The organism is Pediococcus parvulus (assembly GCF_007990205.1).
In the GTDB taxonomy this organism is placed as follows: Bacteria; Bacillota; Bacilli; order Lactobacillales; family Lactobacillaceae; genus Pediococcus; species Pediococcus parvulus.
This window is the reverse complement of the sequence record NZ_BJWE01000031.1, coordinates 1-21,564: the sequence shown is the minus strand read 5'-3', so window position 1 is coordinate 21,564 and position 21,564 is coordinate 1. Positions and strand designations below refer to the sequence as shown.

At 39.7% G+C, this 21,564-nt stretch carries 26 protein-coding genes; 6 read left to right on the top strand and 20 right to left on the bottom strand.

Annotated elements, in window-relative coordinates:
- Window positions 1-90: 90 nt before the first annotated feature.
- Complete coding sequence (gene recQ / locus PPA04_RS06955; RefSeq protein WP_057784607.1) at window positions 91-1,875, bottom strand: DNA helicase RecQ; 1,785 nt, start codon at window positions 1,873-1,875, stop codon at window positions 91-93.
- Between the two features lie 168 nt (window positions 1,876-2,043).
- On the opposite strand from recQ, the gene PPA04_RS06950 reads away from it, so the two are divergent.
- The gene (locus PPA04_RS06950) at window positions 2,044-2,433 is read left to right on the top strand and encodes a hypothetical protein (protein ID WP_057784606.1); all 390 of its coding nucleotides are present in this window, start codon (window positions 2,044-2,046) and stop codon (window positions 2,431-2,433) included.
- Window positions 2,434-2,448: 15 nt separating this feature from the next.
- Here PPA04_RS06950 and PPA04_RS06945 read toward each other — a convergent pair whose 3' ends face one another.
- From PPA04_RS06945 to PPA04_RS06920, 6 genes are all read right to left on the bottom strand, one after another.
- Window positions 2,449-3,021, bottom strand: a complete 573-nt coding sequence (locus PPA04_RS06945; protein WP_057784605.1) for a histidine phosphatase family protein — start codon at window positions 3,019-3,021, stop codon at window positions 2,449-2,451.
- A gap of 115 nt (window positions 3,022-3,136) precedes the next feature.
- Window positions 3,137-4,378, bottom strand: coding sequence for an LPXTG cell wall anchor domain-containing protein (locus PPA04_RS06940; protein ID WP_057784604.1), 1,242 nt, complete (start codon window positions 4,376-4,378; stop codon window positions 3,137-3,139).
- An 80-nt stretch (window positions 4,379-4,458) separates the two neighbouring features.
- Window positions 4,459-4,701 (bottom strand): hypothetical protein, encoded by a 243-nt coding sequence (locus PPA04_RS06935; RefSeq protein ID WP_057784603.1) that lies wholly within the window; start codon window positions 4,699-4,701, stop codon window positions 4,459-4,461.
- Window positions 4,702-4,926: 225 nt separating this feature from the next.
- On the bottom strand, window positions 4,927-5,523 hold the full coding sequence (locus PPA04_RS06930; protein ID WP_057784602.1) for a hypothetical protein: 597 nt from the start codon (window positions 5,521-5,523) through the stop codon (window positions 4,927-4,929).
- Window positions 5,524-5,699: 176 nt separating this feature from the next.
- On the bottom strand, window positions 5,700-6,014 hold the full coding sequence (locus PPA04_RS06925) for a nucleoside triphosphate pyrophosphohydrolase family protein (protein ID WP_057784601.1): 315 nt from the start codon (window positions 6,012-6,014) through the stop codon (window positions 5,700-5,702).
- 80 nt (window positions 6,015-6,094) lie between these two features.
- Window positions 6,095-6,685, bottom strand: a complete 591-nt coding sequence (locus tag PPA04_RS06920) for a peptidylprolyl isomerase (RefSeq protein WP_057784600.1) — start codon at window positions 6,683-6,685, stop codon at window positions 6,095-6,097.
- Window positions 6,686-6,885: 200 nt separating this feature from the next.
- On the opposite strand from PPA04_RS06920, the gene PPA04_RS06915 reads away from it, so the two are divergent.
- Window positions 6,886-7,851, top strand: coding sequence for an alpha/beta fold hydrolase (locus PPA04_RS06915; protein WP_057784599.1), 966 nt, complete (start codon window positions 6,886-6,888; stop codon window positions 7,849-7,851).
- A 272-nt stretch (window positions 7,852-8,123) separates the two neighbouring features.
- On the opposite strand, the gene PPA04_RS06910 is transcribed toward PPA04_RS06915, so the two are convergent.
- The 5 genes from PPA04_RS06910 to PPA04_RS06890 form a co-directional block, all read right to left on the bottom strand.
- Window positions 8,124-8,384, bottom strand: a complete 261-nt coding sequence (locus PPA04_RS06910) for a Txe/YoeB family addiction module toxin (RefSeq protein WP_057784598.1) — start codon at window positions 8,382-8,384, stop codon at window positions 8,124-8,126.
- Entirely contained in the window at window positions 8,377-8,631 is a 255-nt protein-coding gene (locus tag PPA04_RS06905) for a type II toxin-antitoxin system RelB/DinJ family antitoxin (protein WP_057784597.1), read from the bottom strand. The genes PPA04_RS06910 and PPA04_RS06905 overlap by 8 nt, the downstream gene beginning before the upstream one ends.
- A gap of 197 nt (window positions 8,632-8,828) precedes the next feature.
- Window positions 8,829-9,386, bottom strand: coding sequence for an NADPH-dependent FMN reductase (locus tag PPA04_RS06900; protein ID WP_057784596.1), 558 nt, complete (start codon window positions 9,384-9,386; stop codon window positions 8,829-8,831).
- A gap of 99 nt (window positions 9,387-9,485) precedes the next feature.
- Window positions 9,486-10,157 (bottom strand): ABC transporter ATP-binding protein, encoded by a 672-nt coding sequence (locus PPA04_RS06895; RefSeq protein ID WP_057784595.1) that lies wholly within the window; start codon window positions 10,155-10,157, stop codon window positions 9,486-9,488.
- A 2-nt stretch (window positions 10,158-10,159) separates the two neighbouring features.
- Entirely contained in the window at window positions 10,160-11,263 is a 1,104-nt protein-coding gene (locus PPA04_RS06890) for an ABC transporter permease (RefSeq protein ID WP_057784594.1), read from the bottom strand.
- Between the two features lie 124 nt (window positions 11,264-11,387).
- Between PPA04_RS06890 and PPA04_RS06885 the strand changes: the two genes are divergently transcribed.
- Complete coding sequence (locus PPA04_RS06885; protein ID WP_057784593.1) at window positions 11,388-11,981, top strand: TetR/AcrR family transcriptional regulator; 594 nt, start codon at window positions 11,388-11,390, stop codon at window positions 11,979-11,981.
- Between the two features lie 7 nt (window positions 11,982-11,988).
- Window positions 11,989-12,645: an HAD family hydrolase gene (locus PPA04_RS06880; protein ID WP_057784592.1), complete on the top strand. Its 657-nt coding sequence runs from the start codon at window positions 11,989-11,991 to the stop codon at window positions 12,643-12,645.
- Window positions 12,646-12,709: 64 nt separating this feature from the next.
- Here PPA04_RS06880 and PPA04_RS06875 read toward each other — a convergent pair whose 3' ends face one another.
- Window positions 12,710-13,543 (bottom strand): SDR family NAD(P)-dependent oxidoreductase, encoded by an 834-nt coding sequence (locus tag PPA04_RS06875; protein ID WP_057784591.1) that lies wholly within the window; start codon window positions 13,541-13,543, stop codon window positions 12,710-12,712.
- 172 nt (window positions 13,544-13,715) lie between these two features.
- Between PPA04_RS06875 and PPA04_RS06870 the strand changes: the two genes are divergently transcribed.
- Window positions 13,716-14,141: a hypothetical protein gene (locus PPA04_RS06870; protein ID WP_057784590.1), complete on the top strand. Its 426-nt coding sequence runs from the start codon at window positions 13,716-13,718 to the stop codon at window positions 14,139-14,141.
- A 43-nt stretch (window positions 14,142-14,184) separates the two neighbouring features.
- Here the strand turns inward: PPA04_RS06870 and PPA04_RS06865 are convergent, their stop codons facing one another.
- From PPA04_RS06865 to PPA04_RS06840, 6 genes are all read right to left on the bottom strand, one after another.
- On the bottom strand, window positions 14,185-14,565 hold the full coding sequence (locus PPA04_RS06865; protein ID WP_057784589.1) for an iron chaperone: 381 nt from the start codon (window positions 14,563-14,565) through the stop codon (window positions 14,185-14,187).
- An 87-nt stretch (window positions 14,566-14,652) separates the two neighbouring features.
- Complete coding sequence (locus PPA04_RS06860) at window positions 14,653-15,051, bottom strand: VOC family protein (RefSeq protein ID WP_057784588.1); 399 nt, start codon at window positions 15,049-15,051, stop codon at window positions 14,653-14,655.
- Window positions 15,052-15,176: 125 nt separating this feature from the next.
- Window positions 15,177-15,434, bottom strand: coding sequence for a DUF1905 domain-containing protein (locus PPA04_RS06855; RefSeq protein ID WP_057784587.1), 258 nt, complete (start codon window positions 15,432-15,434; stop codon window positions 15,177-15,179).
- Window positions 15,435-15,559: 125 nt separating this feature from the next.
- A complete protein-coding gene (locus tag PPA04_RS06850; protein WP_057784586.1) occupies window positions 15,560-16,543 on the bottom strand; it encodes an alcohol dehydrogenase catalytic domain-containing protein in 984 nt (327 codons plus the stop codon).
- A gap of 237 nt (window positions 16,544-16,780) precedes the next feature.
- Complete coding sequence (rsgA, locus tag PPA04_RS06845; protein WP_057784585.1) at window positions 16,781-17,854, bottom strand: ribosome small subunit-dependent GTPase A; 1,074 nt, start codon at window positions 17,852-17,854, stop codon at window positions 16,781-16,783.
- A gap of 185 nt (window positions 17,855-18,039) precedes the next feature.
- The gene (locus PPA04_RS06840; protein WP_057784584.1) at window positions 18,040-19,221 is read right to left on the bottom strand and encodes a hypothetical protein; all 1,182 of its coding nucleotides are present in this window, start codon (window positions 19,219-19,221) and stop codon (window positions 18,040-18,042) included.
- Between the two features lie 180 nt (window positions 19,222-19,401).
- Here PPA04_RS06840 and PPA04_RS06835 point away from each other — a divergent pair, with 180 nt between their 5' ends.
- A complete protein-coding gene (locus PPA04_RS06835) occupies window positions 19,402-20,727 on the top strand; it encodes a dihydrolipoyl dehydrogenase family protein (RefSeq protein ID WP_057784583.1) in 1,326 nt (441 codons plus the stop codon).
- Between the two features lie 127 nt (window positions 20,728-20,854).
- On the opposite strand, the gene PPA04_RS06830 is transcribed toward PPA04_RS06835, so the two are convergent.
- Window positions 20,855-21,562 (bottom strand): uracil-DNA glycosylase family protein, encoded by a 708-nt coding sequence (locus PPA04_RS06830; RefSeq protein WP_147206770.1) that lies wholly within the window; start codon window positions 21,560-21,562, stop codon window positions 20,855-20,857.
- Window positions 21,563-21,564 lie beyond the last annotated feature (2 nt).

Sequence of the window (21,564 nt, the reverse complement as noted above, 5' to 3'; positions counted from 1 at the left end):
AAAAAACAAGTTGAGGAAAAATTCCTCAACTTGTTTTTATTTTTCATAGCCGAAACGCGTTCAAAACCAACGGGCCTTTGAACTGCCGATTTACTTTTCTGTTGCCTTTTCTAACACGTCACTATCACTCTGGAGGACATCAATAAATTGGCGCCCATATTTTTCAAGTTTTTGGCTACCAACACCTTTAACCTCAGCCATTTCACTAAGCGTTTTAGGCATCAACTCACACATAGAACGCAATGTTTTATCGGAGAAAATCACAAACGGTGGCACACCTTGAGCTTCTGCCAACGAACGCCTTAGCATCCGTAGCTTTGTAAATAACTCACTGTCTTCCAAAATATTAGTTTTAACCGGTACTGCCATCTTTCTAAACACCTGTTCTTTGCCCTGTAGCACACGAACACCAGCCGGCGCAATTGATAATACCGGGAACTGGCCGTTCGACGCTTGAAGGTACCCTGAGGCAGCTAAGAAGTCAATTAATTCAGTCAGCTGTTTTTGGGCCTTATTTTTCAGCAAACCATAAGTACTTAGTTCATCAAAGTGGAATTGTTTAATCCGTTGATTCTTTGATCCCGCTAAAACCTGGGCGATCAAAACCTTCCCAAAATTTTCATGCATCCGTTTCACACATGACAGTACTTTTTGGGCTTCTACCGTAATGTCTTGTGAATCGCGCTCATCCAAACAGTTACTGCACTTGCCACAAACGGGCCCATCTTCGCCAAAATAATTCAAGATATACTGCTGCAAACACTGTTGAGTATTTGCATACTGGGTCATATCCTGTAACTTCTGGTATTCACGCCGTTTGTTGATATCGTCCATTTCTGACTGGTCAATGAAAAAGTGCTGAATCTGGACATCATGGAGTTTGAATAATAAAATCACATCACTTGGTAAGCCATCACGCCCTGCCCGGCCAGCTTCTTGATAATAAGCTTCCAAACTGCCAGGCACCTGCGCATGAATCACAAAACGTACGTTGCTCTTATCAATTCCCATGCCAAATGCATTGGTTGCCACCATCACTTGTTTTCGATCGTACAAAAAATCTTCTTGATTTTGGCGGCGATCATTCTCCGCCATCCCACCGTGATACATTGTGACACTAACTTTGCGTTTCTTCAGCAATTTCGTTAGTCGTTCTACTTCTTTACGTGTGCTGGCATAAATGATTCCTGCCGCTGCTTTGTTGGCTTTCAAATAATCCAATAAAAACTGGTCACTATTTTGATCCTTGATTACTTGAAAAGACAAGTTGTCTCGCGCAAAATCAGTTTTCACTTCATGATCGGCCTCAATATGTAATCGATGCTTGATATCTTGGGCAACCTTAGGCGTCGCTGTGGCCGTCAGTGCCACCGTAACTGGATGAGTGGGTAATTGACCGAGTGTGTCGGTTAAACGCAGATAGCTGGGCCGAAAATCATGTCCCCACTGTGAAATACAATGCGCTTCATCAACTGCAACTAACGCAATATCCAATTCTTGTAATTGAGCTAAAAAATAACTTGAATCCAATCGTTCGGGGGCAATATATAGGAGTTTCACCTGACCATCGGCGGCCAATTTAAAACGCCGGTTCATTTCCATGTTATCTAAACTACTATTAATAAACGTCGCTGGAATTCCGTTTTCGTTTAAGGCATCTACTTGGTCCTTCATCAGAGCAATCAAAGGAGAGATCACCAAAGTTAGGCCATCAAATAGCATTGCCGGAATTTGGTAGCAAAGCGATTTCCCACCACCAGTGGGCATGATAGCCAAAACGTTTTGATCATTTAAAATATCATTGATGACCTGTTTTTGACCGTCACGAAATGAATCATAGCCAAACTTTTCTTTTAAAATTGTTTCTGGTGTCATACTTTGCCATTCCTTCTCTAAGATCTACCTATCTATCTTAACGGAAATCGAGCTAAAATGAAATGCTGGGCATAACTTTAGTAATTTTCTATTCCAAACGTGACGGAAATCGCGCAAAGAGTTATGATATGTGTACTTACATTAACATTTGAAAAGAGGCTGAATCCCATGTCTGAAGCAGAAACTTCAAAAAAAATTGAAGAATTATCAAAACAAAAAGAAGCTCTAGAAGCTGAAATCATTAAAAATAACCAGATTATTAAAAACCTGTATTCGCGCTTCGAAGTTCTAACCCGCCAAGAAACTGAGCTGTCTAAAAAAATTACTCGTTCTACAAAAGAATATGATCAAGCCAATGCCAATTTAGAAGCTAAAAAGCTTGAGTTACAAAATAAAAACTTGGATCCCCAACAATATATTCATTTACAACAGAAAGTTGCTTCATTGAACGCTGACAAACAAGCGCTTTTGAAAGATTACCAAGAGTTGCGTGACCGTTCTTTAGGCCAACGAATCAGTAACAAACTACCAGAGCGTCACTATCACCCTGAAGATTAATACGTATTTTTTGGTCTAGTTTATGTTTTGAATCACTTCTTCTAGCTTAAATTTTTCATTATCATAAGTGAATTTCAAAATTCCACAATTGGTGAAACGCTGACTCAAGACTTTTTCTGGATTTTCCCAGGTTGCTAAAAAGTTAACACAGGCACCCGCATGCGAAACAGCTAAGACGTTTTGATGATCATTTTTTTGCATAATGCTCGTGAGGGTTTTAACCATTCTTTGCGTGACTTGATCGGTTGATTCACCACCATAAGCCACAAAGAATGTGTTGTAAGCTTCATGCGACTTTGGATTTAAAGCTTCACTTTCGGCTTCAAAGGCACCAAAGTTCATTTCCCGTAAGTCTTTTAACCGTGTGTATGGCATTGTGTGCTTAGTTACAATTTCAAGTGTGTCAGAGGCTCGTTCTGAGGTAGAACAATAAGCGTGATCTAAGTTAATGTCATCAAAATATTTACTAACATTTTGGGCCTGTTGAATTCCTTTTGGGGTTAACGGTGAATCACACCAGCCTTGAATCTTTTTACGAACGTTAAATACCGTTTCCCCATGGCGCATTAAATATAATGTTTTCGTCATCGTTGTACCTCACTTCATTATTCGATAGTTATTTCCATAAGTTTACTATAGCATTTTGTGTACAAAAACAGCCGATCATTTCTGATCGACTTTTTTGATATTTGATAAGTTTTAATTAGAATTGACGTTTGCGACGTGTGCCGGCTAAGCCGAACAATGCGCCCATTGCACCTAACAAACCAAGAACAGCAACTTGACTGTTTGCTTCGTTTGTTTGTGGCAATGTAGTTGCAGCAGCTGCTTTAGGAGCAGCTTTGCCTGAAGCAGATGTTGATGAAGCAACAACACCACTCTTAGTACTTGCAACGTTAGAGCCAGTGTTTGAACCACCCTTTGTGCTTGTTGGAGCTACAGTAACACCCTTCTTACCAGGTACTGCTGGAACCAAGTCAGTGTGTTCTTTCACACCACCGTTACCTTTAGATTCGCCAGCCTTAGCAACAGCTAAGTTTGCTTCTGCATCAGATAAAGCTTTGTCAGCTGCAGCCAATTTAGCTTCAGCAGCAAGGTTTTCTTTAGCAGTTGTAACTGCAGCAGTAGCAGCATCAGCGTTTGCTTGAGCATCACCGTATACCTTAACGGCATCGTTGTATGTGTTCAAAGCATCTTGTGCTTTAGCTTTAGCAGCAGCTTCTTTAGCTTGTGCAGCAGCAAGGTCTTTGTTAACAATAGTTTCTGTGTTGTTAGCATTGTTCCATGCAACTTCAGCAGCTGTTACAGCATCATTTGCTTTTGTCAAGGCAGTAGCAGTGACATTAACATTCTCGCTAGCCTTATTCTGTGCCTCTTTTGAGAGCTTCAATGCTTTTTCATCAGAAGCAAGTTGATCATAAGCTGTCTGTTGGCCCTGTTGAGCAGAAGTCAAGCCCTTTGTAGCTTCGTCAAGAAGCGCAGAATCAGCAGTTTGCTCTGCTTGAGCATTTAAATATGCTTTCTTTTGAGCATTAAGAATTGCAGCAGTAAGAACGATAGCAGGCTTGTTGTTAGGATTCTTAAGTGCATTATTATATGCTGTAGAAGCTTCTGTATATGCTACTTCTTTAGCATTAACTTGTGCTTCTGCAGCACTTGAGGCACCAACTGCAGTACTATATTTAACTTCAGCATCATTTAATGCAGTATTTGCATCAGATAAAACTGCATTATCTTTTGCATAATTCTTTTCGTTAGCTGTAACTTCAGCATTGACATTAGATAAACTAGTAGCAGCACTGTTTGCGTTTTCTGAAGCTGAGTTCTGTGCAGCTTTAGCTTCAGTATATTGACTTGATGCAGCTGATAAGTTTGCAGCATCTGCAACTGATTCAGCTTTAACATTAGCTGTTTCGTTTGCAGCTGAAGCAGCAGCTGAAGTCAACGGATCAGCAGCTTTCTTTGCATCGTCAACAGTTGTCTTAGCGTCTGAAGCTGTCTTAGCAGAATCAAATGCAGCTGATGTTACAGCTGATGAAGCATCAGAAACACCTTGTTGTGCAGCACCCTTGTCAGATGCAGCTGATGTAACCTTGTCTTGTGCAGCTGAAACAGTTGATGCACTTGATTGTGCACTCTAGTTGATGCAGCATTTGCAGGTGCTGTTGTATCAGCATGTACATTTGTTGCAGTTGCAGTACCTAAGCTCAATGCAGCAATTGCGGCACCGGCATATAATACTGACTTAAATGTATTCTTCTTTGTCATATGAAACCCCTCCTGAAAATAATTAACTTATATTGTGTCCGTAGATCAATCACATAATTACAACGTTATGTACTAATAATTAACCTGCTTCCACCTTGCAGTGGACCTCATTACTTAAGACAATTCAATACTTTTTTGGCTATAATTAATGCTTCAATAAGCCAAAACGGCGGTTTTAATCGTTTTCATTGATTTTTTCATTAACACTGTTACTAAATTGTAATATTAATAGAGTAAATCAAACTTACCTTTTAGGTTAACCTCGAAGTCATGAATCTGAACTAACTTGCCATTCTCAGTCTTGTAAGCCCCGACTTCATAGACCTTTTGGTTAGAAACAGTGCTCGTTTTAGACTTAATAAAGCTGTACTTTTCAACATCTTGTTCCGTACCATTTTTAGCGTAGTAATTTTTGACAATTTCTGTTGCCTTTTCGCCAGTCATTGCATGGCTCTTTTTTTCAGAAGAAGCCTTCTTTTCTTTTTCAGCTTTTTCTGCTTTCTTAACCTTCGCAACTGATTCGGATTCAGAATTTCCAAAAATCTTGGTTTTTAAACCCTCTACCGCTTTGCCTGTCCGTGAAACTAAATTACCTGATGCCATACTACTATGCGGTGCGAATTTTCCATAACCAATATCACCAGCCAGCACCAAAATTAAAATAATTAAAATAACTCGAGTACGTTTGATCACTCGTTCCAATCCATTGACTGCATGACGCGCAACTTTTTGACGTGCATATTTCGAATAAGCTAAATAGAATATAAATAGAACGATCAGTATCAGGGCGCCTAATCCCCATGCAATTACCTTGTAATTCATATCACACTACCTCCACCGTATCGATAACAGAGTCAATTATATCAGTTATATAACCATAATAAACTTATTTTCTGATTATTTATCTGATTTTTACTCCTGCACTCAATTAAACCCGTTACAGTTCTATGTTTCCATAAAAAAAGAAATGGTTTCTGCAATCCCTTTGATAGTTCATTTTAACTTTTCAAATGCTTTTCACGGTCTCCTAAAAAATTATCTAAGCTCTTTTCCAAATCAATCTGATTTTCTTCAGCCAGACTGCTTAGCCACCACATACACTCCGCAATTTTTGCATCAAGTTTGTAGTATTGATCCGAATCAGGCCAACTACCTTGATTGTCCATCACCAGTCTGCCAACCAAACCGGCATCGCTTAAAAATGCTAAAGCATCTTGTTCGGACGTCCATGGCTTTCCTTCCTGTTTCATTTCTAAAGCGTGATAGGCATCCCGAATCTTGGTTGAACGCTGAATTAATTCCCTGATTTCCATTTTAATTTGACCTCTTTCTATTCTATTAAAATCAAAAAAACGTAATGTTAGAGTTTCTCCAAGCATTACGTTAGTTTCATTTATTTTTGTTCTTCAATCACGATAGTCTTGATCGTCACATCTTCATCAGGCTTATCTTGCATATCACGGGCAACATTGCTGATCTCTTCAACAACGTCCATTCCTGTTTCCACTTGACCGAAAACAGTATGACGGTGGTCTAACCATGGTGTGCCACCTTGTTTGTAAGCTTCAATCACTTCGCTTGGATAACCAGCTTGTGCCATGCTTCCAAGCATGTCTGCTTGTACATGCTCATTTGAAACGATGAAGAACTGACTACCATTAGTGTTAGGGCCGGCATTAGCCATTGAAAGAGCGCCCTTCATATTAAAGACTTCATTAGAAAATTCATCCTCAAATTCATGTCCAAAACTGCTCTGACCACCAGCACCAGTTCCAGTAGGATCGCCACCCTGAATCATGAAATCAGGAATCACGCGATGAAAAATAATGCCGTCATAGTAACCTTGTTGAGCTAATGCAACAAAGTTTTCAACTGCTTTGGGTGCTTGCTCTGGGAAAAGTTGAACTACAATATCACCATGATTTGTTTGAATTGTTGCTTTAGGTCCCTTTGCGTTTTGTAAATCAAGTTGTGGATATGCCATGTTTGATCTCCTCATTTATTAGTTTTATTTTCAAATAATCTGCATCTATTAACGATAGCTAACTATATCGATTTGAATATTTGTTGTCAATCAGAACGCTACGCCAAATTTTAGTAATCGGATTCATTTTCATTGCAAAGTTTCCACCACCTTTTTAAGCTAAGGGTAAACATATCTTCTATATAAATGGAGGTGATATTTTGGCACTATTTTTACACAACGTAGAAAATTCTAATCCTTCAGGAATTTCTTACCAAGGTTATGTACAACTGGATGGCATTCAACAGTGGATCACAATTCTTGGTCAATCCAAAACTAATCCTGTTTTATTAATCATTCACGGGGGCCCTGCTTCAACGTATTCAATGTTTACTAAGGCTACTCAGCTTTTTTCCACAGAATTCACAGTGGTTCATTGGGATCAACGTGGTGCTGGAAAAACTTATCGCAAGCAACCGGCTGTCCCCAAAAATTTACAAACGTTAGTAGACGATGGCATTCTGCTCACCAAAAAAATTAAAGAAATACTTCCAAATGTCCCTGTTATATTACTGGGTAGCTCAATTGGCAGCATCATTGCAAACTTGATGGTGCAACAAGCCGAGCCTTTGTACGCAGCTTATATAGGAACCGAACAGATGACCAGCAAGTCGCATCAGTATGCTTTTAACCAAGCATTGTTTGAAACAGGAAACCATGTTTTAAGTAAAAACTGGTTACAGAAGTTTCCTTTTGATGCGCAGTCGTGGTCGGCAAAACAAATTAGTGAATTTAATATCTTTTCAGCATTGCAAAAAACGGATGTGGCAAATATGGTAACTAATTTGTTCATCCCTAATATTTTGCGGTGTCCTCATTATGGTGTTCGAGATTATATGGCATTTTGCAAAGGAATGCTTGCCTCATATCGCAGTTTGCATGTGGAACTGGACACTTTTGATTATGACCGTCTTTTAACAAAGATAGCGATCCCGTTTTATGTTTTCCAGGGAGAGCACGATCCGATAACGCCAATGCAAGCCACAAGAATGTATTTTGAGCGAGTGCAGGCACCGGAAAAGAGAATGATTGAGGTGCCAGGAGCTGGCCATTTGTGTATGTTCGCAAAACCGGGGTACTTTTTAGAAAAAGTGAGTGGATTGCGGCGTTTAGTTCTAACTATATAAAGGCGCCGTCAGGGGGATGAAGTCCCACGTTAGGCGGATTTATATAGTTAGAGCTGCCGCAAGGAACTGTCCTAGAAAGAGTGAGTGGATTGCGGTGCTTAGTTCTAACTATATAAAGGTGCCGTCAGGGGGATGAAGTCCCACGCTAGGCGGATTTATATAGTTAGAACTGCCGCAAGGAACTGTCCTAAAAAAAGTGAGTGCATTGAGACGATTAGTAAAAGGATCTCCATTGCCGTAAAAAACTACAAATGAAAAAGCGGACAGTATGGCTATCCGTTGTAATGATTTTTACACTCAGCTATATACAAAATATTGTCTTTTATTTTATAAACTAACCGATTCTTCTTGTCTAATTTTTTGCTATACCAACCTGAATAATTAGATTTTAGTATTTCTGATTTACCAAGTCCTTTAGAACCATGTCTTTCAATATCTTTAATTAAGCTATTAATCTTTTTTAAAGCCTTTTTATCTTCTGTTTGCCATTTTACGTAATCGTTCCATGCATCTCCATACCATGATTTAATCATCGATCAACTCGTGGCTGGTTCCACCATTTTCTTCCATATCCTTAATTACCTTAGCAAGATATTCCTGATTTGCTAGACTATAGAATGGATCATTTGTAATTTCAAATGGAAAGCGTTGTTCTTTTACTAAAGTTTTTGCAAAAATCGTAAACGCCGTTGTGATAGTCATTCCCATATCGTCTAATGTTTTTTCCGTATCTTTTTTTAGATTTTCGTCGACACGAATACTAATTGTACTCTTTGCCATATTCCTGATCCCCCTTCATCACTATATAAGTAGTATATCAAGTTTTGAATCGTTTGTATACAAATATGCACACAATGTATTCGTTTTTGATAATTTTGATGTAATCTTTTCAACTTTACGCACATGTTTCGGTATAAACACAAAATTGGCAGCCTCAAACCAATTTTCTGGTTTGACGACTGCCAATTCAATATTTTTTAGTCTTTAAATCGATTAATTAAGTCAACAAATGTATCCATTGCACTTTGTAAGAAGCCGATCGTTCCCTTGTTTGTAATCTTCAAGTTATCATCTAAGATATTTGTAACATTACCCAAGTAAACTTCTGGTTGTTGTACAACTGGCATGTTCAAGAAAACCAATGATTGACGCAAGTGATGGTTTGCGCCAAATCCACTAATAGCACCTGGCGAAACACTCAAGATAATGGCTGGTTTCTTGTCCCAAACGCTAGCCCCATAAGGACGTGAACCCACATCAATCGCATTCTTTAAGACGCCGGGTACAGAACGGTTATATTCAGGAGTTGCAAAGATCACTGCATCAACACTTTGCATGTCTTCACGGAACTTCTTCCAGCTTTCAGGAACTTGGTTTTCATCATCTAAATCTTGATTGTAAAGATCTAGGTCACCGATATTAATATTTTTAACGGTATAATCCTCAGGCAATAATGCAGCTGCTTGTTCTGCAACGGCTTTGGTATATGAACCCTTACGTAAACTTCCTACAATTAATCCAACTGTTGTTGACATAAAAATTCCTCTTTTCTTATTTACTATTAGTAAGTATAACGGACCGAAATCAAAAAAACCAATATTTGTTCTCGTTTTTATGAAAAAATTTAAAGCCATTTACTCTGCTAACGAAAGGCGGCCATCTTCAATTTGATAAACTTGGTCACTCCACTTCGTCATTCGCTCATCATGCGTCACCATGATAATGGCTTTGTTTTGGTCATGTGCTTCCCGCGCCAAAATCTTCACAACTTCAAACGCGTGTTTGGAATCTAAACTGGCAGTCGGTTCATCCGCCAAAATCACACTGGGATCGTTACACAAAGCTCGGGCAATTGCCACCCGTTGCCGTTCACCACCTGATAATTCTTTAGGATATTTCGCCTTCAAATTCTCAATATCAAGCGACTTAAGCAACATATCCACTCGTTCTTGCAAGGATTTTTTAGCAAGTTTTTCCACCAAGGCAAATTGCTCGCTCACCTTTAAAAACGGAATTAAATTGGAACTTTGTAAAATAAAGCCTAATTGATCAAACCGAATTTGGGTTCGTTTTTTCTCATTTAATTTGCTGATATCGGTGTGGTTAATCAAAATTTCTCCGGAAGTTTGCCGTTGTAAACCGCCTGCAATGGTCAAAAAAGTGCTTTTCCCAGATCCAGAAGGACCCACAATACTCACAAACTGACCGGCATTAATCGAGAAATTCACATCCGTTAGCGCATCAACCTCGGTGTGGCCCGTCCCAAACTTTTTTTGAATGTTTGTCATTTCTAAAACTGCATCCATATCTATTCGCCTCCAATCGCATTAATCGGATCAACCTTAGTGACCGTTCGAATGGAGAATAGCCCACCAACTATCGAGACTAGAATAAGAATCAAGCCGTCAGAAAGCCACTGCATCCCATCAATTGTAAACGGCATTGCTTCTGGAAGAATCAAACTTGTCAGATATCCCAAAATAAATGCAAGGATCACGCCAGCCGCCCCAACAATGAAGGACTGACTCACAATTGTGCCCACCAAGTAACGAGTTCGCACACCTTGGGCCTTCAAAACACCAAACAAAACGGTTTTCTGCAATGTCATCACATACAGAAAAATGCCCACGATGGCCGCCACTACGATAAACAGAAAATCGATCATCGTATTAAGTGTAATTTTTTCAGCCGAAAATCCAGGCAAATTCTGAATTAATGTCGCAGTACTCATTTTAGCGACCTTTGTATCCGAAGTGCCGGTAGTGACGGTCACTTGTTTCGGTGTTTTATGCTTAATCGCAATTAAACTAATTGGTTTTTGCGAAGCACTACTAAATGGTTGCGACCCGTATTTCAACGTGGTAAACGCATCCAAATTGAGATAAATTACGGGTTCCACACTATACGTTGTGGCTTTGGTAATGCCGACAATCTTAAACTTGTGGGTCATGCTAGCAAGTTTGATTTGATCGCCAATATGATAGCCCTCATCACTTAAGTTTTTTGAAATAATTATTTCGTGAGCATTTTGATACAATCGCCCTTTTATAATTTTTGGGACCACAAAGCTCCTCTTTTGAGCCCCAAAAATGGCCACGTTAGTTTTGGTTTTACTGCCACTCTTTTGAGCAGCCGTTGCAAATAGTCCCACTGCCGCCTTATTCGTGTTTGCCGTTTTCGCGCGGTTAAGATCGGCACGTTTCAATACCGAAGCACTTGCCACCTTGTTACTATCTGCAGACAGCACAATCGTACTTGAGCCCCAATCTGAAATTGCTTTTTTGTGGCCGTTTGCCAAGCCACTTGCCAGTCCTGACAACATAAAAACCACATAGGCCACCAGAATCATAATGCCAATAATCAGCGCATACCGCAGTTTGGCGTATCGCATTTCTTTCCATGCTAAAAACATGAATCAAGTCCCCTTCCAGTTTTTACTTACAAAAATAACTATAGTGCACCGGTGACATTTTGTCACCATTAAATTTAAATTATGCTATAATTTCAGTAAACAAGTTCATGAAGGGAGCCAGAGGATGCCCCAAAAAACATTTAATAATCTCCCTGATAACCGTCAGGAAGCAATTCGCCAAATTTTACTCACTGTTTTTACAGACCAACCTGTCAGTCAGGTCAAAGTGAGCCAAATCGTGACGGCATTAGGTATGTCACGCGGTATTTTTTACAAATATTTTGAAGATTTGCAAGATGCCTACCATTATTTAATTACTTATTATGCGGGTACAATTCACGGGACAATTATTCAAGCTATTATGAAACATCAGGACCACTTCTTTGAAGGAATCGAAACTTTTCTTCTCGCTAGTGTCACCTTAGAAAAAGGAAGCTCTGCGCAACGCCAAATTCAGTTACTCACCCAAAACAGTGCCCTATTTTCTCATCGCCTCCCAGAAACTCATGGTTTTGAAGCTTGGAAAACGATTTTAAGTGCCAATGATTTCCAGATTGAATCTGATGAAGAGGCCAAAAGCTTTTTATACTTTGTCATGCATTTGGTAATCGAAACGCTGATCGATGCTTCTGTAAATGACTGGACCCCAGAACAACTAGTCACCGACTACCGATATAAAGTTAAATGGTTACTAAATGGTTTAAATGAAGGGAAGTGACTGAAAGTTGTTAAATCATAAAAGCACCATCTTTTTTGACATGGACGGTCTCCTGCTAGATACCAAAAAATTATATTTTGAAACCCGCAGAGACGTGCTCGAAAACTACGGCATCCCCTTCACAAAAGAGGATCACGTCGCCTACATCGCCAAAGGATTTCCCGTCACCATCCAAAAACTAACCAAACTTGTTGGCAGTGCAGATTTAGGAAAATGCGTTTTTGACGAAGCTATGAGCCTATATAATCGGCGACTTCAACAGGGTGAAGTTCAGGTCAAAAAAGGTGCCATTGAACTCTTAAAATTTTTGAACCAAACGCATAAAAGATGTTACGTCACTTCTTCGGCTGCCAAAGACACTATCATACAAACAACTAAGATCACTAAAATTGACCAGTACTTTACTGACTTTATTAGTGGTGATGAAGTTCCGCATAATAAACCAGCTCCCGACGTTTACTTGTATGCGTTACAAAGAACCCACGCTAGCAAATCAGGGACGGTCGTTTTTGAAGATTCTACCAGCGGTGTCCTCTCAGCAGTCAATGCCGGTTTAGATGTCGTATTGGTACCAGATTGGATCAAGCCCCAGCCAACTATTCAAGAGAAGGCTGTCGCCGTTTTGCCAACTCTTGCAGATGCTATTCCACTTTTAAAGAATTAAAAAAAGCGCGAACCAATTAAATGCTTTGGTTCGCGCTCGCTTTCATGATACTAAATGATTCTATCTATTTTCGATCTGCCGATAAAGACAACTCATGACGGGACTTAATTTCTGCCTCTAAGTTAGTCAAGTTCTTTAACCCGGCTTCATATGCAAACTCGCCAAGTGGTAAATGCTTTGGCAAATCTTTGCCAGCACTAACTTGGTCAAAAATAATCTTGGCAATCATTGCTGGATCTCCAGGTGCGTCTGTGACAGATTGGTCAGTCGTTTCAACGGATTCTTTGAACTTAGCGTAGTCACCAATTGTTGGGACGACTTTCTTAGAAGAACTTCCAGACCAGTTTGTCCGGGCGCCACTTGGCTCAACCGTAAAGACCTTGATTCCTAAATCAGCAACCTCTTGACGTAAAGTATCAGAATAACCTTCAACAGCGTATTTTGTAGCACTGTAATAACCCATTGTGGGTAAGGTTGTTAACGCTAATGCCGAAGAAATGTTCACAATTGTTCCACTCTTCTGTTTCCGGAAATTAGGTAAAAGTGCCTCAGTCATGCTTGCTAGGCCAAAGAAATTCACTTCAAACATATGACGAACTTGCGCCATATCACTTTCTTCAATCGTTGAGAAATAACCAATGCCAGCATTATTCACTAAAACATCAATGTTACCGAACCGCTGAAGTGCTTGTTTTGCAGCAGCTTTAATTTGGTCAGCATCCACAACATCTACTAACACTTTTTCAATCTGTCCATGATCATAGGCATCAAGATAGTCTAAATCTGCTAGCTTTCGTGCCGTCGCAACGAGATTAGTCCCGGTAGCCTGCGCAACAATCTTTGCAAGCTCTTTTCCAAATCCACTTGAAGTTCCTGTAATCATCCATGTTTTTGCCATAATTTAAATCTCCTGAGTTTCTTATTTTTATCAAAAATTTGACACCTAGTCATTCTAGCCAAGCAACAAACAGAGAGCAAACATTTTAACTCGGGCTAAAATTATTTCTAATGATTTTCCGATTAATTTGCGCTATGCTTTCTTTAGAAAAAAATTTGCTGGAGAGATTAAGATGAAAACCTTTCGTTATATCACTCGTATGATTACTCAAACCGTCTTTACAGTCCTACTCATCTATTTTTTTAGCGCAGATAATAATTTTAAATATCATTTCACAATCAATTGGTTCATGATCTGGTTAGTGGTTTCTTGGTTTTGTCAATTTTATTTAATGCGCTTTTCTAAACTATTAGTTGGACCAGATCTTTTTGTGCAACAACTCGGTGCAAAGAATCGCTTAGCTGATTATAAGTACAATCATCAAAGAGACAAATGGGGTGCTGTTAATGCTGATACGACGGACGATGCTCTTAACTCTTCAGAAAGTGACTCCGATAGTCTCTATTTCAGTATTATGATTCACTTAATTTACAGTCTTTTAGGCCCATTAATCTTTATCATCGTATTTAGTTTTCATTGGTACAGAAATACTCACTAATCAAAAAATACATCCACAACATGAGGCTGTGGATGTATTTTTATTAACGTTTTGCAGGCCGCCAAAACGTCTCAATGGCCGCTTTATCATGAATGTTAAATTCAATCATTTGCTTCAATAGTTCATAATTAAACGGTTGGTCCCAAGGCATCCGGACAATACCTTTTGTATGATCAATATTAGCTGCTTTAAGATCATCTTCAAAATGACTGATTCCTGCCTCTTCTGGTGTAAAGGCCAGATGTTTTTTTGAAACACTGAACCCGATAATAAAGGTTCCATGATCTGTAAACATGGGTTGATTCCAAGCAATTCGTTTTTCAAGCTGTGGAAAAGTATCGCTAACCCACTGCAAAACTTCGCGCACACGGGATTGGTGATCAGAATTATCAATCGTGTCAATAAATTCTGTAAAAGTTTCCATAATCCTAGCTCCTTGTTTTCAGTTTGCTGTAAGTATACCGTAAATTTCGGCTAGCTTCTAGCAAACATAACCACATTAACTTGCAAGTTACATAGCCATCCATGCCGCCGATAAAATATTGCCATCCGGATCTTTTACTTCTAGTTCATACATCTGTTCTTCAGACATTCCTAATTCCACGTGATAAAAATCACCGCCATTTTCCTTCGCAGTTTGAGCAAATTTTTTCACTTCTTCAATACTATCCATGCTGAACGCCGTCATTGACCCACTGACTGCCTGTGTATCGGCAACTAACTGGCCACGTAAAAATTGTTGATAGAACTCATGCGTCAACAACATAACCCAAATATTGTCATCCCACATCATTCCGGTTCCGTTTGCATCAGAAAAATCTTCATTCTTTTTAAATCCCAGCGCTTCGTAAAACTTGATTGATCGTTGCATGTCAGTTACGGGCAAATTCACAAATATCATCTTGTTCATAGTAATTCCTCCTAATGGTATTTCGTCGTTTCAAACCACAATCTTATGCTGACAATAAGTTTATTTCTTACACCTATTATGACATGAGCTCATTTCTGAAGCAAACGACCTGCCTCTAGTCCTACTTAAATTATCACACTCACTGTCAGATGTACTTTATCACCAACGGATTTAGAAATCTTTTGCCGAATATCTTTACGAATTCCCAAAATATAACCAATCGAACCATCTACATTTTTGATACCCATATTGACGATGCTCCCGTCATAGGCTTCGCCGTCAAACGTCGCATGAACTTTTAGACGTCCTTTGCCAAATAACTCGCGAATATCATAAGGAAAAATCACATAGGTGCCACCTTTTCCCACTTCCGAACTATAAATTCACTGTCAACCTCAAATTTTTTTGTAGTCGTCTTATACCTCTATATGCATCACAAAAACTTGTTTTCTAGACAATATTTTGTTATTAACCTACGGCCTCGTACGGACTAAAAATATTAGAGATATTACATAAACTTGGCCACAATTTTCCCTGTAACTTTGTGATCCTTTATCATTTGTAATCCTTTTGGGATGTCGCGATAGGAAATTTCCTGATTAATTAATGGATCCAACTTTTCTTTCACTACTAATTCGCCCAACTGAGTTGCCATAACAGCCAAGTCATGCCTTTGTTGGGTATTATGGCTTTGATGAGCGCCACCCAAATTAACGCTAAAAACGCCTAAACCTAATTTGGCATAATCGGTAGTTAAGTTTGGTTGCCCATCGATAGCTATAAGTGCGCCATTATACGCTAATCGTTTTAGGTCCTGAGTGGCTGCCTCGGCACCAATTGTGTTAATAATTAGATCTACCCCCAGCCCATTTGTCAATCTTTGAATCTGCTCAGTAACATTTTGAGTTCGATAATCAATAATTGCATCCGGATGCTGGTGTGCAACAAAATCTTTTTTTTGCTTTGAAACCGTTGTAAATACTCTTAGTCCTGCTATTTTTGCCAACTGAATTGCGATACCACCCACACCTCCTGCTCCCGCATGAATTAATACTGTGTGTCGATTTTCTAAATTGGCCTTTCTAAAGATGGCTTGATAAGCGGTCATTGCACTACATAACAAAGCTGCCGCTTGTGGATAAGTTAATTTATCTGGCATTTTGGCCACTACGTCACTTTTAACAGTGCCAAATTCCGCAAAACCACCGGACTCCGTCAAATCCCCATGATAAAAAACACGATCTCCCTTTTTAAATTTATCTACTTGTTTCCCAATTTCAACGACCTCACCCGCGACATCTAAACCCAAAATATGGGGGTAGAGCCAGCTGCCAGGCTGATGTTCGATTAACTTGTAATCAACTGGATTCAATCCCACATCATGAACTCGCACAAGCAATTCTTTTTCATGAGGTTGCGGCCTCGCCACTTCAAGCAACTGTAACTGATCAATCTCTGTAAATTTAGAACTTTTAATAACCCAAGCTTTCATAGTCTTCACTCCTCAAGTTCAATCAATAATGTATATAAGGTTAGATTAACAATTCTAATAACCATGTACAAACATTTAAAATTCAAATTTACTGCCTTGCTACTACAGTTTTATCATCAAACGTCGCACGAATTTTTTTAAACAATTCACGACTATCACATGCATTATACGGAATTCGATCGACGTTAAAAAAAGTTCCGCAGAAAAGTACTTTTCCACGAAACTTCATTAGTTTAATTAACGGCGATTCTTTCTTCTTGCCTTAATGATAGCTTTCATTTGTTTTTTACTTCCAAACATTCGCTCCACTTTAGCATTTTCACGAGCTTTCCCGCGCAAATTTTGATTAGTTGTGGCCTCATTTAAAAGCGCACGATAATTATCCAACCGATCTTCACTCAACGAACCGGCTTGGATAGCTGCTTGAACGGCACATCCTGGTTCTTGTGTGTGTGTACAGTCATTAAACCGACACTGCTGAGCCAACTGTTTAATATCATCAAAAGTTGCGTCAAAGTTGCCATTTAGCAACGAGAGTTCTCGCATTCCTGGTGTATCAATCACGAGTCCACCCTCAGGTAGCACCAGCAATTCGCGACCAGTTGTCGTATGACGACCATGGGCATCACTACCTCGCACCGCTTGCGTTGCACCCACATTTCGTCCCATCAACTGATTAATTAAAGTGGTTTTGCCCACGCCTGATGATCCAATAAAGGCGACCGTCTTACCTGGTTGCACATAGTCAGTAATTTTTCGCCAACTCTCATCAGTTGCGGAACAAAAGACCACATTGTCCCCTGCTGCCATTTCAGCAACGTCGGCAATCTGTTGGTCCAAATTCGAAGCCAAATCTGCTTTCGTTAAAACAACCACCGGTGTGGCCCCACTGTCCCAAGCAACAACTAAATAACGTTCCAGCCGTTTTAAATTATAATTGGCATCCAGGGCCATGCAAATAAAAATCGTATCAACATTTGCTGCCACAATTTGTGCGGTTGTTTTGCGGCCCGCTGCCTTCCGAAAAAACAGACTACGTCGCAGCATGACACGTTCAATCACAGCAGTATCCGCTACTGATCCCAGGGTTCGAAGCAAGATCCAGTCCCCGACTGCCGGATAATCTTGAGCATCAATGGCTACGTTGTTCAAGCGCCCTGAAACTGATGCCTGCCGTGAGCCTTGCTCAGTCATCACATCGTATAGAGTCCGATTTTGACCAGTTATCCGGCCTAAAGCAAGTCCCGAATTGGTTGCTTGTTCCTCAAGAGCTGAGGTTAATCCAAAAGCTTTTAATTGTGTTTTACTCAATAAATTGTATTCCTCCGTAAAATCATGGAGGTTTAGATAAGTCTAGGCTATCCGTACCTCCGCCACATGACTATAAATAATTACAATTGCCATAAAACATCATCTCATTTCTTAATTTAGTGCTGTCATTATATCATATCAGGGGTTGGTTTCCCTGAGAAAATTGAAACTGGCAACAGAACCCATCACTCATTTTTAATCGTAATTTTTCCGTTACTTACCGTTGCCGTTTTAATCGTTGTATTTTGTTGAAGCGAAGTTTTGGTCAACCGATCCATGTTATCCACAAGGCCAATTGTGTACGAATTATTCCCCATGGCCGTCATCGTTTCCGCAATCTGAGTGCCACCCTGACCATCTAATTTATTAAATATTTGCAACACTTTTTCTGGTAAATCAGTGGTGGTCGGATCTGCCGTTAGTTTGGTATAACGTTGGAACGAGCCTTCGCCAATTCTGACAAGGGTCTTTTTGTTCAAGACTAAATACGTGTACGTCTTATCGCTACCAGCAATAGTTGTCGCTCGTGGCATTGCATAACCAACTTTTAGCGCCTGAATTTGAGCATAATTAAAAGTAGCGCTACTATATAAATCGGCTGTGGTAATCTTACTCAAGTCCTGTAACTTTAGCCGGGTATAGGTGCTATGCACGCCAGTTTGACTGACTTGATAAATCCAATGCTTACGAACAATCAGTTGATCTGTCGTATCACTGTTTCCCCATCGTCCCGTTAGCGAACTGATATTCACATGCTTTTTAGGTGTTTGATACCCTTGATCGCTGAGAATATAAGCCCGATCGGTTGGAGAATTGGCCTGCGTTGCTGAATAAACATAAGAAAGTTGCAATCCATACAGCTTGTGATCACTCGCAATAAAACCAACACTCTGACCACCAGCAACCTTATTTGATTTCAAATAAACTAAATCACTATATTTGTGAATTCGAATCGATGCTTTTGCTTCCTTCAACGTATCGTTCAGTTGCTTAATCGTAAACAACTTCGTCTTATAATCACTACTAGTCGTCGCATTTTTAGTAATCATTTCCTTAATTTTCGCATAGTTGGTCTTTGTATACCCACTCGAAAACTGGCCGTTATGTGTCGTCCAAACTAAATTCGAACTCGCAGCACCCGCCAGCTTTTTCGTTTTCAGTGCCGTTAATTGACCTTTCCCGTCCACGTCTGACTTCACAAGCGCAGTCTCTCGCCAGATAGTTTCTTTACGGTTAATAATTTTTGTAGAACGTTGTTTGGCAGTTAACTGGGTTTTACCGGCCGTTTGACTAGAATTATTGCCACAACCAACTAAGGTTACAGCAATGACCAAAATCCCGATAACTGAAAGTGCAATTTTTTTCATATTTTCTCCTATTTTCTGATCTGTTTTGCGAGTATTATCAACTTCACCATTATTACAGTTTTACGGTTCTTTGCATAGCTTCCCCACAACCTCATCGTGAAAGAAAGCGTTTCAATTGCTTGTGTTTTGGGGAAGTGTTAATTTGAATCTACAATATAAATGATAGAGGAGCTGATCCACATGTTTGACGTTTTATTTATTGGCAGCGGGCAAGGCGCTTGGAATGGGGCAATTCCAATGAGCCAGGCCGGATTAAAAGTAGCCGTTATTGAGGAAGGCCTGTTTGGCGGTGTTTGTACAAATCGGGGCTGTAATGCAAAAATCACGTTGGATAAGCCTGTTGAATTAGTTCGAACTATTGAACAATTACAGGGTCGCGGCTTTGACAGCGTGCCAAAAATAAATTGGCCCGACTTGATGGCGCATAAACACGAAGTCATTGACAAATTAGCCGAAAGCAACAAACAGAAATTAGTTGACGGTGGCGTTCAAGTCATTGTGGGACACGCTACCCTTGTGGATGCCAAAACGGTTAAAGTTGGCGACACCAATTATCACGCCCAAAAAATTGTATTAGCACTAGGTCAGCATCCCCATCGTTTGGATATTCCAGGAAAAGAATATCTGCATGACAGCACAGACTTCTTATCTTTACCTCAAATGCCAAAACAACTAACCATTATTGGCGCAGGTTATGTGGGGATGGAATTTGCATCCATTGCCAATGCCGTTGGTGCTTCTGTGAACGTGGTTGTAGACAGTCACCAACCCTTGCGGCACTTTTATCAGCCGTACGTCAAACGTTTGGTAGCAGATTTACGCCGTCGAGGAGTTAAATTTTTTTATGATCAACAAGTCGATGCAGTCGAGAAAACGGAAGCTGGGCTAGTTTTACACGGATCCAACCAATTTGAATTGGCCAGTGATTACATTGTTGACGCTAGCGGCCGTCTTCCTAATTTAATCGGAAGTGGCCTTGAAACGCTTGGCATTGCAACTAATGCCCATGGCATTGAAGTGGACAATCACCTGCAAACTAACGTGGCTGGCGTCTATGCAACGGGGGACGTGGTTGACAAACCTCAACCGAAGATTACACCAACCGCCATTTTTGAATCACAATATTTGGCACAACTGTTTACAAATCAGACCAGTGATACCATTCACTACCCTGCGATTGCCACAACCGTTTTCTCTTCACCCCGAATTTCGCAAGTGGGTATTAATCCTAACGAGGCTGAAAAACAGCCTGATAAATATTCAGTTGAGCATTTTGAATACGGTGATGACTGGTTCAAACAAGTTCAAAACGAATTAGATGGTGGCCTAACCTTAGTCTTTGATCAGGAGCATATCTTGGTGGGTGCCGTGGAATATAGTAACGAAGCGGTCGACTCAATCAACGGTTTATTGGACATCATTGAATTACGTTTAACTCATGAACAAGTTCAGCGGTTCATTTATACCTTCCCAAGTATTCAGCATAGTTATTTCCGAAAAATTTAATGCTATCTCCGGGTAACTGAATTTTATAAAAATTAAATAGCCCACTATAATTGATTAAATCCAATTATAGCGGGCTATTGCTGTTTCAAGCGTTTAAGTTAATGTCAATTCTCGGAGACACATACTTTTAAACAAGACGTAGCGCCGTCATATACTTTTTCATGTACCAATCTATATTTTTAGAATTATATTGGGTAATAAAACGCGGATGTTCTAACGGAATAATCTTCTCAAAAAAGTGATACTCATTATTAATTTGCGTTAAAAATTTATAATTTTCTCCGCTTCCAATACAGTAGCACACCGATGTGTCCACCCCAAATTTGATTTGGCTACGCAGTGAACTCACAATGAATGGTAACAAATATTCTTGAAGTTTTTTACTTTCATAATGGTTACAATTAACTTCATTTCCTTTTGTATTTGTCTTAACCAACCCTAGCGGACACACAAAGCTCATAAAGAAATTATCGTAGAATTTTTCTCTACCACCATAGTTTCGCATAACATCATACAAAAATCTCGAAGAGGCCTGGCTGGCATGAACCTTATCAATAAAAATTCCGGTTTCTTTTTGAAGATATTTTGCATCCTCAAAAGGAACTCCTGTGACTGCTGTTCCACTTCGTGCTGGTGAGCTTCCTAGTATTAGTCGGCGAGGCTTAGTATCATTGAAATGCTTTTGGGTAAAACGCGTCGTAATTTTGTGAACTAGTTCTTTCTGCCCACCACTATAGGGATTAATTATCCTATATTTATCAGGCAAACAAAGATTAATTTGCGCGAGTGCTCTGTTAAATTCCAATACCTTTTCAGCAAAAGTATTTTGACTAATCA

Bases quoted from the DNA above. Each gene is read 5' to 3' on its own strand.
- recQ (WP_057784607.1), bottom strand. From the start codon at position 1,875: ATGACACCAGAAACAATTTTAAAAGAAAAGTTTGGCTATGATTCATTT.
- PPA04_RS06950 (WP_057784606.1), top strand. From the start codon at position 2,044: ATGTCTGAAGCAGAAACTTCAAAAAAAATTGAAGAATTATCAAAACAA.
- PPA04_RS06945 (WP_057784605.1), bottom strand. From the start codon at position 3,021: ATGACGAAAACATTATATTTAATGCGCCATGGGGAAACGGTATTTAAC.
- PPA04_RS06935 (WP_057784603.1), bottom strand. From the start codon at position 4,701: ATGACAAAGAAGAATACATTTAAGTCAGTATTATATGCCGGTGCCGCA.
- PPA04_RS06930 (WP_057784602.1), bottom strand. From the start codon at position 5,523: ATGAATTACAAGGTAATTGCATGGGGATTAGGCGCCCTGATACTGATC.
- PPA04_RS06925 (WP_057784601.1), bottom strand. From the start codon at position 6,014: ATGGAAATCAGGGAATTAATTCAGCGTTCAACCAAGATTCGGGATGCC.
- PPA04_RS06920 (WP_057784600.1), bottom strand. From the start codon at position 6,685: ATGGCATATCCACAACTTGATTTACAAAACGCAAAGGGACCTAAAGCA.
- PPA04_RS06910 (WP_057784598.1), bottom strand. From the start codon at position 8,384: ATGATTAAATCATGGTATGGAGATGCATGGAACGATTACGTAAAATGG.
- PPA04_RS06905 (WP_057784597.1), bottom strand. From the start codon at position 8,631: ATGGCAAAGAGTACAATTAGTATTCGTGTCGACGAAAATCTAAAAAAA.
- PPA04_RS06900 (WP_057784596.1), bottom strand. From the start codon at position 9,386: ATGTCAACAACAGTTGGATTAATTGTAGGAAGTTTACGTAAGGGTTCA.
- PPA04_RS06895 (WP_057784595.1), bottom strand. From the start codon at position 10,157: ATGGATGCAGTTTTAGAAATGACAAACATTCAAAAAAAGTTTGGGACG.
- PPA04_RS06890 (WP_057784594.1), bottom strand. From the start codon at position 11,263: ATGTTTTTAGCATGGAAAGAAATGCGATACGCCAAACTGCGGTATGCG.
- PPA04_RS06885 (WP_057784593.1), top strand. From the start codon at position 11,388: ATGCCCCAAAAAACATTTAATAATCTCCCTGATAACCGTCAGGAAGCA.
- PPA04_RS06875 (WP_057784591.1), bottom strand. From the start codon at position 13,543: ATGGCAAAAACATGGATGATTACAGGAACTTCAAGTGGATTTGGAAAA.
- PPA04_RS06870 (WP_057784590.1), top strand. From the start codon at position 13,716: ATGAAAACCTTTCGTTATATCACTCGTATGATTACTCAAACCGTCTTT.
- PPA04_RS06865 (WP_057784589.1), bottom strand. From the start codon at position 14,565: ATGGAAACTTTTACAGAATTTATTGACACGATTGATAATTCTGATCAC.
- PPA04_RS06860 (WP_057784588.1), bottom strand. From the start codon at position 15,051: ATGAACAAGATGATATTTGTGAATTTGCCCGTAACTGACATGCAACGA.
- PPA04_RS06850 (WP_057784586.1), bottom strand. From the start codon at position 16,543: ATGAAAGCTTGGGTTATTAAAAGTTCTAAATTTACAGAGATTGATCAG.
- PPA04_RS06840 (WP_057784584.1), bottom strand. From the start codon at position 19,221: ATGAAAAAAATTGCACTTTCAGTTATCGGGATTTTGGTCATTGCTGTA.
- PPA04_RS06835 (WP_057784583.1), top strand. From the start codon at position 19,402: ATGTTTGACGTTTTATTTATTGGCAGCGGGCAAGGCGCTTGGAATGGG.